Below are 14087 nucleotides of genomic sequence, written 5' to 3'. Positions count from 1 at the left end.
CTGAAGGGACGTTGAAGACTACGACGTTGATAGGCCGGGTGTGTAAGCGCAGCGATGCGTTGAGCTAACCGGTACTAATGACCCGTGAGGCTTAACCTTACAACGCCAGAGGCGTTTTTGAGAGACACAATTTTCAGCCTGTACCGGATATATCTGCGCGGCCTTACGGGCGGCGCGGAGACAGAATTTGCCTGGCGGCTTTAGCGCGGTGGTCCCACCTGACCCCATGCCGAACTCAGAAGTGAAACGCCGTAGCGCCGATGGTAGTGTGGGGTCTCCCCATGCGAGAGTAGGGAACTGCCAGGCATCAAATTTAGTGTGCTGATATGGCTCAGTTGGTAGAGCGCACCCTTGGTAAGGGTGAGGTCCCCAGTTCGACTCTGGGTATCAGCACCAGTTAAGACACGAGTTCGGTAAATAAAAGAATTTGCCTGGCGGCTGTAGCGCGGTGGTCCCACCTGACCCCATGCCGAACTCAGAAGTGAAACGCCGTAGCGCCGATGGTAGTGTGGGGTCTCCCCATGCGAGAGTAGGGAACTGCCAGGCATCAAATAAGAGAGAGCCCTTTGCGTATGCGAAGGGCTTTTTTCGTTGTGGCAAACCGCGATAAAACTCCCTCTTCACAGCGTATCTGTCTGTCTATTCATAACAGCAACAGGTCAGTAAGCATATTAAAGCGGCTGTTCAGTCCATAAAAAACCCGGCACCAGGCCGGGTAGTGAGATAACTGAACGTCTGATCAGTGAATAACCTGCGATAGAAACGCCCGGGTACGCTCCGATTTTGGATTCGCAAAGAACTCCTGCGGTGGCGCGACTTCGACGATCTCTCCCCGATCCATAAAGATCACCCGGTCAGCCACCGTTCGGGCAAAGCCCATCTCATGCGTGACGCACAGCATAGTCATCCCATCCTCCGCCAGACCAATCATCGTATCCAGCACCTCTTTAACCATCTCAGGATCCAGCGCTGACGTGGGCTCATCAAACAGCATAATTTTGGGCTTCATACAGAGTGAGCGGGCGATGGCGACACGCTGCTGCTGTCCGCCAGAGAGCTGGCCCGGAAACTTATGTGCATGCTCGGCAATACGCACGCGTTGCAGATAGTGCATGGCCAGCTCATCAGCTTCCTTCTTTGGAATCTTTCTTACCCAGGAAGGTGCCAGCGTGCAGTTTTGCAGTACGGTCAGATGTGGAAAGAGATTGAAGTGCTGGAAGACCATACCGACTTCGGTGCGCACGCGCTCAATGTTACGAACGTCATCATTAAGATGGATACCGTCAACAACAATGCGGCCCTGCTGATGCTCTTCCAGATGGTTGATACAGCGGATCGTCGTCGATTTGCCGGAGCCGGAAGGTCCGCACAGTACGATGCGTTCACGGGGTTTAACCTGCAGGTTGATGTCTTTCAGTACATGGAATTGCCCGTACCATTTATTCACGTTCTCAAGCGAGATCATCAACGCGTCGGAAGAGTGTGTCATAGAGTCAGTCATGTAAAACCTCAGTGCGATGTACGCCCGGTGTGAAAGCGCTTTTCCAGATACTGGCTGTAGCGCGACATGCTAAAACAGAAGATCCAATAGACCAGTGCAGCAAAGACATAACCTTCGGTCGACATCCCCAGCCAGGTCGGATCGACCGTTGCCTGCTGGACGCTGCTGAACAGATCGAAAAGACCAATGATGATGACCAGGCTGGTATCTTTAAACAGTGCGATGATGGTATTGACCAGGCCGGGAATAGTGAGCTTCAGCGCCTGGGGCAGAATAACCAGCATCTGCGTCTTCCAGTAGCCCAGCGCCAGAGATTCGGCTGCTTCGTACTGACCTTTCGGCAGTGCCTGCAGGCCACCGCGAACCACCTCTGCCACATAGGCGGACTGGAACAGAATGACCCCGACCAGCGCGCGCACCAGCTTGTCGATGTTAGTGCCTTCAGACATAAACAGCGGCAGCATCACGGATGACATAAACAGCACGGTAATCAGCGGCACGCCGCGCCAGAACTCAATAAAGATAATCGACAGCGTGCGCACGACCGGCATGCGTGAGCGACGGCCCAGCGCCAGCAAAATACCCAGCGGCAGCGCACCGGCAATACCCACTGACGCAATAATCAGCGTCAGCGTTAATCCGCCCCATTGACGTGTTTCGACACGTTCCAGCCCCAGATAGCCGCCATACAGCAGAAACCAGACAATCACCGGATAGATGACAGCCCAGGCAGCAATGTAGCGTCCACGATACGGCAGGCTCTTCAGGAACATCGGCACAATCGACAACAGGCCGATCACCAGCGCCAGGTTAATACGCCAGCGCAATTCATGCGGGTAAAGCCCATACATGAACTGGCCGAAACGAGCATGGATAAAGACCCAACAGGCACCCTCTTTGGTGCAATCGGCGCGCGTGGTGCCGATCCAGTTTGCCTGAAAGACCAGCCAGTTCAGCGCGGGTGGAATGACGTGCCAGATAACCCAGATGCAAAACAGCGTCAGTAGCGTATTAAACCAGCTGGAAAACAGGTTTTTACGAGCCCAAAACCAGGCGCGACTGACCAGAGTCGTCGGGACGGGGGGCGTTTCATGCGTAGTCACAGACATAGTTATCCCGTTCTCTTAACGCTCAACCAGCGCAATTTTGCGGTTGTAGAAGTTCATAAGCATTGATATCAGCAGGCTGATAATCAGGTAAACGCCCATCGTGATAGCAATCGTCTCGATGGCCTGACCGGTCTGATTAAGTACCGATCCGGCGAACAGCGACACCATATCGGGATAACCGATAGCGGCGGCGAGTGAGGAGTTCTTCACGATGTTCAGATACTGGCTGGTCAGTGGCGGAATAATGACGCGCATGGCCTGAGGAATAATCACCTGGCGCAGCGTAACCGGATTAGGCAGCCCCAGCGACCGCGCTGCTTCATGCTGACCATAGGGTACCGACTGGATCCCGGAGCGGATCACTTCAGCAATAAACGACGACGTATAAATCGACAGTGCCAGCGTCAGGGCTGCCAGCTCCGGTATCATCACCGAGCCGCCACGGAAATTGAAACCGCGCAGTTGTGGCACATCCCAGTGCGTGGCTGGGCCAAACCCAAGGTGTGCAAGCAAAGGAAAGAGAATCAGCATCGCAACGGCAGCGGGCCATGTGCGACGTAACTGACCGGTTTTCAGCTGATGTTTACGGTTAAAGCGGTACAGGCCATAGCTCACAGCCGCGGCCAGAAGCAGTGCAATAACAAACGGCCAGCTGCCTGCTGCATAGGTCGGCCATGGAACGTAGAGTCCGCGATTACTGACATATGCCAGGTCAAAAGCATTCAGCGCCTGACGTGGGCCCGGTAGATTGCGTAAGACTGCAAAGTACCAGAAGAAGATTTGCAGCAGGGGTGGGATATTACGGAAGGTTTCGATATAGATATTCGAGAGTTTCCGCAGCAGCCAGTTGTCAGAAAGGCGGGCAAGACCGACCGCGAATCCGAGAATCGAAGCGAAAACAATACAGAGTGCAGAGACCAGCAGCGTGTTGGTTAATCCGACCAGAAACACGCGCGCGTAGGTATCTCCCTCAGTGTACTCAATCAGATGCTGAACGATGCCGAAACCGGCAGTGCGCTCAAGAAATCCAAACCCCGATGTAATACCGCGATTAGCAAGGTTAATAATGGTGTTATGCACCAGATAACCCACCACACCAAGCACCGCGACGACGGCGATGAGCTGATAAATCCAGGCGCGAACCGTGGGATTACCAAATGAAAAATCCCTTTTCACGGTTGGGCGTTGTGACATGTTGAAACCTCAGTAACGAAAGCTGGGGTAGGGCACCACAGAATAGGGTGCCCGATTAGTGAGGTCTGTTAACGTACCGGTGGTGCGTACTGAATACCGCCCTGGTTCCACAACGCATTCTGACCACGTGCAATCTTCAGTGCGCTGTCTTTACCGACGTTACGGTCAAAGCTTTCCTGATAGTTACCCACCTGCTTGACGATGTTGTAGGCCCACTTGTTATCCAGCTTCAGATCCTTACCAAAATCACCTTCGGCGCCCAGGAAGTGTGCCATGTCTGGTGTGGTTGGCTTGGCCGTCATCTGATCAACGTTCTTCGAGGAGATGCCCATCTCCTCCGCATTCAGCATGGCGTAGAGCGACCACTTCACGATGGTGAACCAGTCATCATCACCACGACGCACCAACGGCCCCAGCGGCTCTTTGGAGATCACTTCGGGCAGAACAATAAATTCGTCCGGTTTGCCCAGCTTAATGCGTAATGCGTAAAGCTGAGACTGGTCAGATGCCAGCGTATCGCAACGTCCGCTATCCAGCGCTTTAGCCGATTCATCAGAGCGGTCAAAGGTCACAGGCGTATATTGCATTTTGTTGGCTTTAAAGAAGTCCGCTACGTTCAGCTCGGTGTCGGTTCCCGCCTGAATACAGACAGTGGCACCATCCAGCTCTTTCGCACTTTTCAGGCCGGCCTTCTGGTGAGTCAGGAAGCCGATACCGTCGTAATAGTTCACGCCCGCAAACAGGAAGCCCATGCCGCCATCGCGCGATGAGGTCCAGGTGGTATTACGTGAAAGCACATCCACCTCGCCGGACTGCAGAGCGGTAAAACGCTCTTTCGCGGTCAGCGGGGTATATTTCACTTTGGTCGCATCACCAAACACAGCGGCAGCCGTCGCACGACACACATCCACATCGATACCGGTAAACTTGCCGCCAGCATCTGCATAGGAGAAGCCCGGCAAGCCGTCACTGATACCACATTGAACAAAACCTTTTTTCTTTATCGCATCCAGTGTGGTGCCTGCGTGTGCTTGCTGAGCAACGGCAACCAGCGAGGCAGCAGCGATCAGCGTAGAGAGCATCATCTTTTTCATAAAGCATCCTGTGTGGCGGGATCATGTTGTTATGTTTGCGCACTTTAGTGTGCGTTTTTCCTGTCTGTGGCGGTCAGCCATCCACGACTCTGCAAAGCTGATGCCAGGTTTGCAGGTTCCTGAATTCGTATGAAAGAACGGTTAATAATCGGAAGCACTTAGAAAGTTCCGCTAATATGGCGCACCAAAAGGAAGCAATGCGAGTCGACCCGATCACATTTAGTGCAAATAGTTTCACTATGTGGGAGCAGTGTGAGCATTCACTCAGGCAGAAATGTATGAAGAGATTGCGTTACTTTTTAATGCGCAGAAAGTCACATACCCAGCAGTGGCAGGGATGTGAAGCGAGGTGAGGGTCAGGCAGGCACTAAGTCAAATCACAGCGGGCGAAAGCGAGAGGGTGAAATATCACGCCAGCGATTGCAACTACAGTTACCATATTACCGGAAACTGTTTCACTATCATTACCGTGGCTTTGTGCGTCGACGCACAAATAAAAACGCCAGCCCGAAGGCTGGCGTGATTTACAGACAGAACTAAAAATCAGTTCATGCCGTATTTTTTCAATTTCTTACGCAGCGTACCGCGGTTGATACCCATCATCAGGGCAGCACGGGTCTGATTGCCACGGGTATACTGCATCACCATGTCCAACAGAGGCTGCTCGACTTCAGCCAAAACCAGCTCATACAGGTCGCTCACATCCTGACCATTCAGTTGAGCAAAATAGTTCTTCAGTGCCTGTTTAACCGAATCACGCAAAGGTTTTTGAGTTACCTGATCCTGTGAGTTAACGGTTGAAACGGTCAGTACGTCAGAATTTACGCGTTGTTCGAACATAGTTCTTTCAGCTCTTTATTTCGTTACGCAAGATTTTCGAAGTATGCCTCCAACGCCTCCAGCTGTTCGCTGGCATCCTCAATGGCGTTGAATGTGCGCCGAAACTGGTCATTCGGGGCGTGCTCCTGCAGATACCAGGAGACGTGCTTTCGCGCTATACGGTATCCCTTGCCTGAACCGTAAAAGTCGTGCAGCTCACGTATATGCGAAACAAGCAAGCGCTTGACCTCTGCCATCGGCAGCGGGGCAAGCAACTCCCCAGTGTCCAGATAATGCTGGATTTCCCGGAAGATCCACGGTCTTCCCTGAGCAGCACGTCCTATCATCAGAGCATCGGCCCCTGTATAGTCGAGCACCGCTCTGGCTTTATGCGGGTCAGTTATGTCTCCATTCGCGATAATCGGAATGGAGACACTCTGCTTAACTGTCCGAATGCTGTCATATTCAGCTTCTCCGTTGAACAGGCAGGCACGAGTGCGACCATGTATCGTCAGAGCCTGTATACCGCAGCGTTCAGCCAATTGGGCAATCGCGACACAGTTCCTGTTTTCAGGATCCCAGCCAGTACGAATTTTCAGCGTAACCGGCACATTCACTGCATTAACCACTGCGGAGAGAATTGACTCCACCACGGTGGGATATTGCAGCAAGGCTGAACCCGCCATTTTGCGGTTAACCTTCTTGGCAGGGCATCCCATATTAATGTCGATGACCTGTGCACCAGCCTCAACATTAATGCGTGCAGCTTGCGCCATTTCACTGGGATCGCAACCGGCAATTTGCACGGCGCGAATGCCTGGCTCATCGCTGTGAACCATACGTAATCGAGATTTGTCGCTAGCCCAGACTTCCGGGTTTGAAGACAACATCTCAGAAACTGCCATGCCTGCACCCATTTCGTGACACAGCGCCCTGAACGGCCTGTCGGTAATACCGGCCATCGGTGCTGCAATCAGTCGATTTCTCAGCTGGAGGTTTCCAATACGCATGAAGTCAGAATGGCCATACTGTGTCTGCAAGGCGGCGTATATTACGCATTTTTGCAGGAAGATGAAAGGCCAAACTTTGAACAATCAGCAAGAAAGATCAATGAAATCCGGGTCATGATCGATGCGCATATTTATTAAGCTTAAATATCAATGAGTTAACAATTTATGCTGAAATTGTGAGCAAAAGTTTTTCCAGAAAAGTACGTCAATTCGCCAGATAAAAAACGTCACATGCCGTGATTAACGATACAAGCATCCATTTCAAATCGGGAAAGCCCGCAACTTACGCTACGGGCTGGCTGAATGTTCTGTTAAGGCACTTTGTTACGGGCAGCGCGATATCAGAGGCGGCAGACAGGCGCTATATTCAGGATTTAATCCCGGTAATCCGGCACCACTCCTCTTTAACCGCAACCGGGTCGAGCGTGAACTCGCTGACATACGCTTCGCAGACGCTCTCTGCCTGGCTCTCTAACACGCCCGAGAGGCCCAGATGACCGCCAGACTTCGGCAGTACGCTGATCAGCGGGGCCAGTTCACGTAGCGGGCCGGCCAGGATATTGGCCACCACCACATCAGCCTGCAGATTTTCGGGTTGCTGGTGGGGCAGATAGAGTGACAGGCGATCAGAGACGCCGTTGCGCTCAGCATTATCCCGGCTGGCCTGAATAGCCTGCGGATCGATATCAATCCCGATCGCCTGAGCCGCACCCAGCTTCAGTGCGGCGATCGCCAGGATCCCCGAACCACAGCCGAAATCGATCACCGTTTTGCCCACCAGATCCAGCCCGTCAAGCCAGGTAAGGCAGAGTGAGGTGGTCGGATGCGTGCCGGTCCCAAACGCCAGGCCGGGATCGAGCATCACGTTGACGGCATCAGGATCCGGCACATCACGCCAGCTCGGACAGATCCAGAGCCGCTCACCGAAGCGCATCGGATGGAAGTTTTCCATCCATTCGCGCTCCCAGTCTTTATCTTCGATCTGCTCGATCCGGTGACGAAAACCGGCGCCCAGCAACGGATGCTGCGCCAGTTCGGCGGTAATCGCGGCCATATCAGTTTCTGCATCGAACAGGCCGATAACATCGGTATCGCCCCACAGGCGGGTTTCACCTGGCAGCGGCTCATACACCGGCGTGTCGTTGGTATCCTGAAAGGTCACTGAAACCGCACCGATGTCCATCAGCGCATCGCTCAGCGTTTCTGCGTGTTCACCTGAGCTATTAATTTTGATTTGAATCCACGGCATAACGTCTCTCTTTCCGTCAATGTTGCGGCGCGTCGACCGTTTGCGGCGCGCGTCCAAACAGGTTGCCCACTAAAAATGCCAGCAGGCTTAAAAGCAGTGAGGGCACAATGGGATGAAAACCCAGAATCTGCAGGTTCAGGCTCGCCAGAAAAGCGTAGCAGCCTCCACCCACCACCATGCCGGTGATGGCGCCTGCGGCATTAGCGCGTTCCCAGTAGAGACCCAGTACCAGCGGCCAGAGGAAAACCGCCTCAAGGCCGCCAAAGGCCAGCAGGTTGAGCCAGATAATCATATCGGGTGGATTCCAGGCCGCAATCAGCAGCAGGAGACCCAGTGCGAACGTAATGGTGCCAGATAACAGCCGCAGCCGCGTCTCATTTTCCATCTGCTGTGGGGCAACACGCAGATAGAGATCTTTGATCAGCGTAGCCGAAGCCTGTAACAGCTGGGCATTAATGGTCGACATAATGGCGGCCATGGGGGCTGCCAGAAACAGTCCGGCAGCTAACGGTGGCAGCACAGTGATCATCAGGGTGGGTATAACACTATCCGGCACGGTCAGATTCGGCAGTATCGCCCGGCCCAGCGCACCGGCCAGATGCATTCCCAGCATCAGGATCACCACCACAATGGTACCCAGAATAATGGCCCGATGGACTGCCTTGCTGTCTTTATAAGAGATGCAGCGCACCGCAGTATGCGGCAAGCCAATCACCCCAAAGCAGACCAGCACGACAAATGAACTGAGGAAGGTCGGCGTTATAATCTCACCCGGTCCCTGCGGCGACAGCAGAGCGGGATCAATGTCATGCAGTTTCTGCACGGCCGTGCTCAGGCCGCCAGCCTGATGAATCACCGCGAACAGCAGCAGAAATGTGCCAATCAGCATCACGATGCCCTGCATGGCGTCATTGAGAACGCTGGCACGGAACCCGCCAAAAGCGGTGTAGAGCGCAATAGTGCCGCCAAAAATCAGCAGACCCGTGTCATACGGGATGCCTGCGGCGGTTTCGAGCAGCCGCGCGCCGCCAATAAACTGCACCGTCATGGCACCGATAAAGGCAACCAGCAGGCTCAGACTTGCCAGCCAGATCAGCAGCGGGCTCTGATAGCGGGCGTAGAGCATGTCATTCAGCGTCACCGCATTATGCTTACGCGCCAGGATGGCAAACTTTTTCCCCAGCACACCCAGCGAGAGCCAGACGGCGGGCACCTGCACCATCGCCAGCAATACCCATCCCAGCCCATATTTGTAGGCGGCACCGGGACCACCAATAAACGAGCTGGCGCTGATATAGGTGGTGGTGAGCGTCATCGCCAGCACAAATCCGCCCATGGAGCGGCTGCCAAGGAAATATTCAGTGAGGAAGCTGCCCTCGCGCCTTTTGCGCACGGCAAACACCGACAGCGCGGCAATTAGCACCAGATAAATCAGTAACGGCAGGATAATTTCACTGTTCATTTGTGTCCTCCAGCGGCATGTCGCGGAAAATTAACCGCACCATCATCCAGCACAGGAATATGAACAACAGGGGAGCAAACAGGCAGGAGAGTTCAAACCAGCGCGGCAGGCCGGTGATACCAATTTCACTGCCACCCAGCCAGGCAGAAAGCCCCCAGGCTGCGAGCCAGAGCAGGGTGAGGTAGAGCGACCAGCGCGCCTCTTTATGTGCCTGTATAAAACGAGCATCCATGATTCAACCTTAACGCCAGCGGCAAAAGAAAAAGGCCGGATTAACCGGCCTCTGACTGACTCAGCGTTGCGTTTACTTCTCGTGCAAGCCGAGTTTTTTCTCCAGATAGTGGATATTGGTACCACCGTGCTGGAAGTTTTCGTCGGACATGATTTTCATCTGCAGTTCAACGTTGGTTTTGATACCGTCGATGATCAGTTCCGCCAGCGCATTCTTCATGCGGGCGATAGCCACGTCGCGCGTTTCGCCATAGGTGATCAGCTTACCGATCATGGAGTCGTAATACGGCGGTACGGTGTAGCCTGAGTAAATATGCGACTCCCAGCGCACGCCAAAACCGCCTGGCGCATGGAAGCGGGTGATTTTACCCGGACTTGGCAGGAAGGTGACCGGATCTTCAGCGTTAATACGGCACTCGACCGCATGTCCGCGAATAACCACTTCGTCCTGTTTGATCGACAGTGGCTGACCCGCAGCAATGCGCAGCTGCTCTTTGATCAGATCCACACCAGTGATCATCTCGGTCACCGGATGTTCCACCTGAATACGGGTGTTCATCTCAATGAAGTAGAACTCACCGTTTTCGTACAGAAACTCGAAGGTACCTGCGCCACGATAGCCAATCTCAATACAGGCTTTGGCACAACGATTGCCGATAAAGCTGCGCTGTTCTTCAGTAATACCTGGGCCTGGCGCTTCTTCAACCACTTTCTGGTGACGACGCTGCATAGAGCAGTCACGTTCGCCCAGATAGATCGCGTTGCCCTGGCCGTCAGCCAGAACCTGAATCTCGATGTGGCGCGGATTCTCCAGATACTTCTCCATGTAAACCATGTCGTTGCTGAAAGCCGCTTTGGCTTCCGCTTTCGTCATGTTGATGGATTGTTCCAGATCTTTGTCGCTGCGCACAACGCGCATACCACGACCGCCGCCGCCGCCAGAGGCTTTGATGATGACCGGATAACCGATGCGCTTCGCAAAGGCACGGTTTTTTTCCATATCATCGGTCAGCGAACCGTCAGAACCGGGTACGGTTGGGACGCCTGCTTTCTTCATCGCATTAATCGCAGAGACTTTGTCGCCCATCAGGCGAATGGTGTCTGCTTTCGGACCGATAAAGATAAAGCCGGAGCGCTCAACCTGCTCAGCAAAATCGGCATTCTCAGAGAGGAAGCCGTAGCCAGGGTGAATCGCCACCGCGCCGGTGATCTCTGCAGCAGAGATCAGCGCCGGGATGTTGAGGTAACTTTTAACTGACTGCGCCGGGCCGATGCAGACGGTTTCGTCTGCCAGCAGCACGTGCTTCAGGTCACGATCCGCGCTTGAGTGTACCGCAACAGTCTTGATGCCCAGTTCTTTACAGGCACGCAGAATGCGCAGCGCAATCTCACCACGGTTAGCAATAACAATTTTATCCAGCATGATCTGCCCCGTTACTCGATGATAACCAGTGGCTCGTCAAATTCGACCGGCTGACCGCTTTCAACCAGGATAGCTTTCACTACACCTGATTTGTCAGCTTCGATCTGGTTCATCATTTTCATGGCTTCGACGATGCACAAGGTATCGCCGGCATTCACTTTCTGGCCGACTTCCACAAAGGCTTTCGCATCCGGGCTCGGCGTACGGTAGAAGGTCCCTACCATTGGTGAACGCACGATGTGACCGCTGATTTCAGCCGGTGCCGCTTCGGCAACCGCTGCAACAGGAGCAACAGCTGTTGCCAGAGCAGGCTGTTGAACCGGCGCAGCGTAAGTCTGCTGCATCATCGGGTAACCCACGTTTGCAGGTGCACGGCTGATGCGAACGGACTCTTCACCTTCAGAAATTTCCAGCTCTGAAATGCCAGACTCTTCAACCAGTTCGATCAGTTTTTTAATTTTACGAATATCCATGAGTGGGGTTCCGTACTCAGTTTGATTAATTAGTTTGAGACAGGCGTTTTACTGCCGTTTGTAAAGCCCATGTGTAGCCGTCAGCGCCAAGCCCACAGATCACGCCAGCAGAGACATCAGAAAGATAGGAGTGATGGCGGAAGGGCTCGCGGGCATGCACGTTGGAGAGATGAACCTCGATAAACGGTATTTCTACCGCCAGCAGGGCATCACGTAGTGCGACACTGGTATGGGTAAACGCGGCAGGATTAATAATGATGTAATCCACATTGCCTTTGGCCTCATGAATGCGATCAATCAGCTGAAATTCAGCATTGGTTTGCAGGTGGCTCAATTCCACATTCAACTGGTCTGCCTGACGTGTCAAATCGTCAACGATCTGACGCAGCGTGGTATGACCATACTTCTCAGGTTCACGCGTTCCCAACAGGTTCAGGTTGGGCCCGTTTAAAAGCAGAATATGTAATTTATGCGCCATCGTGCTGCCATCTCCCGCAATCATTGAGGCATCGCGTAAAATACCTTGCGAATCTTCATTTGTCACCTTTGAGAATGAAAAAGAAGACCCGACGAGCAATAAAGCCGGGCATTATATCCGTTTCGTGTCATTTCGCAGCAAAATACTGGTCTTATCTGCGAAGATGATCGGATGTGGCCAGCGGGCCACATCTTTTATCAGAAAAGTGCAGAGGAAAACAACGGGTGAAGCGCTAGCGAGGCCACCATTTGAGAAATTTTTTGTAACGCCAGGCTAACAGTATTGCAGCAAGTAGTGCGTAGATAAGTGGCTGGGGTGACACGGTTTTCACTGACCAGATATAGTGAATCGGCACCAGAATGGCCACCAGATAGACCGCGTTGTGCAGGGTTTGCCAGCGCTTACCGAGCTTGCGCTGAGCGCGCTGAAACGACGTCAGCGCCAGGGCCAGTAATATCAGCCAGCTGATAATCCCCAGTGTCAGATAGGGACGGGAAATCAGCTCGCTGCCCAGCAGACGCAGATTGTCAGCGCCCAGCTCCAGCAGGTAATAGCTCAGCAGATGGAGGGAAGCCCAGACAAACGTCCAGACGCCAAGCAGACGCCGGGTGCGGATTAACAGCGGTTGCCTGCCATAACGTGCCAGCGGTGAGACCAGCAGCGTACCCAGCAGCAGTTTCAGCGCCATGCGGCCGGTAAAATGCTGAATATCTTTTGCCGGATCCGCACTCAGGCCGCCCTGCATCGCGGCAAGAACCAGATAAACCAGCGGCAACAGGGCCGCCAGATGCAGAATCACCTTAAGCCAGGTGATCTGTTTTATCGACAGGCGTACCACCTAGTAATTCTCCCGTAAATCCAGGCCACGATAGAGCGACGCAACCTGTTCGGCATAGCCGTTAAACAGCAGCGTTGGCTGACGTTCGACCTTCAGACTGCCGCCCGGGCCAATAAATCGCTCAGTGGCCTGCGACCAGCGTGGATGATTAACATGCGGATTCACATTGGCATAAAAACCATATTCATCTGCGGCGATCTGGTTCCAGGTCGTTGGCGGCTGATTTGCGGTCAGGGTGATTTTGACAATCGACTTAATGCCCTTAAAACCATATTTCCACGGCACCGTCAGGCGAATCGGCGCGCCATTCTGCGGCGGCAGCGCTTTGCCATAGACGCCGGTGGTCAGAATGGTCAGCGGATGCATGGCTTCATCCAGACGTAAACCTTCGACATAGGGATAATTGAGTCCGCCGCCAATAAAGCGATCTTTCTGACCTGGCATCTGCTCAGGATCGTACAGCGTCTGGAAGGCGACAAAACGCGCTTTGCTGGTGGGTTCCGCCAGAGAGATAAGCTTATTCAGCTCAAAGCCTATCCAGGGCACCACCATCGACCAGGCCTCCACGCAGCGCATGCGATAGATTCGCTGCTCCATGGCAAACCGTTTAAAGATGTCATCCATATCCAGGGTCACGGGCTTAGCCACTTCGCCATCAATGGTCAGTTTCCAGGGCTCTGTTTTCAGCGTACCGGCATTGGCGGCCGGATCGGCCTTATCCAGCCCGAACTCATAGAAGTTGTTATAGCCGGAAACTTTATCCGCAGGCGTTAAGGTCAGATCGGCCTGATATTGCGCTGGTTTGGTAAAGTCCAGCGGCCGGCCTGCTGGCGCGGGTGGGCGATCGTTGCCTTTGAACCAGCTGAGAATATCGGCTTGCGCCACGCCCGGCATACCCATCGCCGCTGCGCTCAGTCCCAGCGTTTTCAGCACCTGGCGGCGCTTCATGTTAAAAATGCTTTCCGGCGTTACGTCGGCTTCGGTCAGACGGGGTGTGCGTTTCATGGTGCCCTCTCCAGACAGGATGTCATTAACCAGCATGATGACTATTACTGATATCAGCCAGTTTCGCCCTGAAAATGTGAAATTTCCTGGCTGGCCGGTACGATGAGAATGCACCGAAAAGTGCCAGGATCAACGTCAGCGATGATATCCCGACGATATACTTCGGCTTCATACGTCCCGGCGCTGTCGGCAACGGCAAAT

At 53.6% G+C, this 14087-nt stretch carries 14 protein-coding genes, 1 tRNA gene and 3 rRNA genes; 4 read left to right on the top strand and 14 right to left on the bottom strand.

Annotated elements, in window-relative coordinates; translation table 11 throughout:
• The 4 genes from GVJ63_RS14090 to rrf (GVJ63_RS14075) form a co-directional block, all read left to right on the top strand.
• Positions 1-99, top strand: a 23S ribosomal RNA gene (locus GVJ63_RS14090); the annotation flags it as partial.
• Positions 100-190: 91 nt separating this feature from the next.
• Positions 191-306 (top strand): 5S ribosomal RNA (gene rrf, locus GVJ63_RS14085).
• Between the two features lie 14 nt (positions 307-320).
• Positions 321-396: transfer RNA gene (locus GVJ63_RS14080), tRNA-Thr, on the top strand.
• Between the two features lie 34 nt (positions 397-430).
• Positions 431-546 (top strand): 5S ribosomal RNA (gene rrf / locus GVJ63_RS14075).
• A 193-nt stretch (positions 547-739) separates the two neighbouring features.
• On the opposite strand, the gene GVJ63_RS14070 is transcribed toward rrf (GVJ63_RS14075), so the two are convergent.
• The 14 genes from GVJ63_RS14070 to msrP form a co-directional block, all read right to left on the bottom strand.
• Positions 740-1501 (bottom strand): amino acid ABC transporter ATP-binding protein, encoded by a 762-nt coding sequence (locus GVJ63_RS14070; protein ID WP_010699823.1) that lies wholly within the window; start codon positions 1499-1501, stop codon positions 740-742.
• An 8-nt stretch (positions 1502-1509) separates the two neighbouring features.
• Positions 1510-2610 carry an amino acid ABC transporter permease gene (locus tag GVJ63_RS14065; protein WP_010255980.1) on the bottom strand — a complete coding sequence of 367 codons (1101 nt, stop codon included), beginning with the start codon at positions 2608-2610 and terminating at the stop codon, positions 1510-1512.
• Between the two features lie 15 nt (positions 2611-2625).
• Positions 2626-3804 (bottom strand): amino acid ABC transporter permease, encoded by a 1179-nt coding sequence (locus tag GVJ63_RS14060; protein ID WP_010255982.1) that lies wholly within the window; start codon positions 3802-3804, stop codon positions 2626-2628.
• A 68-nt stretch (positions 3805-3872) separates the two neighbouring features.
• Complete coding sequence (locus tag GVJ63_RS14055; RefSeq protein ID WP_010255984.1) at positions 3873-4898, bottom strand: amino acid ABC transporter substrate-binding protein; 1026 nt, start codon at positions 4896-4898, stop codon at positions 3873-3875.
• Positions 4899-5441: 543 nt separating this feature from the next.
• On the bottom strand, positions 5442-5738 hold the full coding sequence (fis, locus tag GVJ63_RS14050) for a DNA-binding transcriptional regulator Fis (protein WP_003855228.1): 297 nt from the start codon (positions 5736-5738) through the stop codon (positions 5442-5444).
• A gap of 23 nt (positions 5739-5761) precedes the next feature.
• Positions 5762-6727: a tRNA dihydrouridine synthase DusB gene (gene dusB / locus GVJ63_RS14045; RefSeq protein ID WP_008925814.1), complete on the bottom strand. Its 966-nt coding sequence runs from the start codon at positions 6725-6727 to the stop codon at positions 5762-5764.
• A 367-nt stretch (positions 6728-7094) separates the two neighbouring features.
• A complete protein-coding gene (gene prmA, locus GVJ63_RS14040) occupies positions 7095-7976 on the bottom strand; it encodes a 50S ribosomal protein L11 methyltransferase (protein ID WP_010699821.1) in 882 nt (293 codons plus the stop codon).
• A gap of 16 nt (positions 7977-7992) precedes the next feature.
• Complete coding sequence (gene panF, locus GVJ63_RS14035; protein ID WP_010256003.1) at positions 7993-9438, bottom strand: sodium/pantothenate symporter; 1446 nt, start codon at positions 9436-9438, stop codon at positions 7993-7995.
• Positions 9428-9670, bottom strand: coding sequence for a YhdT family protein (locus GVJ63_RS14030; protein WP_010256005.1), 243 nt, complete (start codon positions 9668-9670; stop codon positions 9428-9430). The genes panF and GVJ63_RS14030 overlap by 11 nt, the downstream gene beginning before the upstream one ends.
• A 72-nt stretch (positions 9671-9742) precedes the next feature.
• Positions 9743-11092, bottom strand: coding sequence for an acetyl-CoA carboxylase biotin carboxylase subunit (accC, locus tag GVJ63_RS14025; RefSeq protein WP_010256007.1), 1350 nt, complete (start codon positions 11090-11092; stop codon positions 9743-9745).
• Positions 11093-11103: 11 nt separating this feature from the next.
• Positions 11104-11565: an acetyl-CoA carboxylase biotin carboxyl carrier protein gene (accB, locus tag GVJ63_RS14020; protein WP_010256009.1), complete on the bottom strand. Its 462-nt coding sequence runs from the start codon at positions 11563-11565 to the stop codon at positions 11104-11106.
• A gap of 25 nt (positions 11566-11590) precedes the next feature.
• Positions 11591-12043: a type II 3-dehydroquinate dehydratase gene (gene aroQ, locus GVJ63_RS14015; RefSeq protein ID WP_010256011.1), complete on the bottom strand. Its 453-nt coding sequence runs from the start codon at positions 12041-12043 to the stop codon at positions 11591-11593.
• Positions 12044-12275: 232 nt separating this feature from the next.
• Positions 12276-12881 (bottom strand): protein-methionine-sulfoxide reductase heme-binding subunit MsrQ, encoded by a 606-nt coding sequence (msrQ, locus tag GVJ63_RS14010; protein ID WP_010699820.1) that lies wholly within the window; start codon positions 12879-12881, stop codon positions 12276-12278.
• Positions 12882-13886, bottom strand: a complete 1005-nt coding sequence (msrP, locus tag GVJ63_RS14005) for a protein-methionine-sulfoxide reductase catalytic subunit MsrP (RefSeq protein WP_010256016.1) — start codon at positions 13884-13886, stop codon at positions 12882-12884.
• Positions 13887-14087: the final 201 nt, after the last annotated feature.

The organism is Pantoea sp. 18059, assembly GCF_902706165.1.
In the GTDB taxonomy this organism is placed as follows: domain Bacteria; phylum Pseudomonadota; class Gammaproteobacteria; order Enterobacterales; family Enterobacteriaceae; genus Pantoea; species Pantoea agglomerans.
This window is presented reverse-complemented; position numbering and strand designations above follow the sequence as displayed.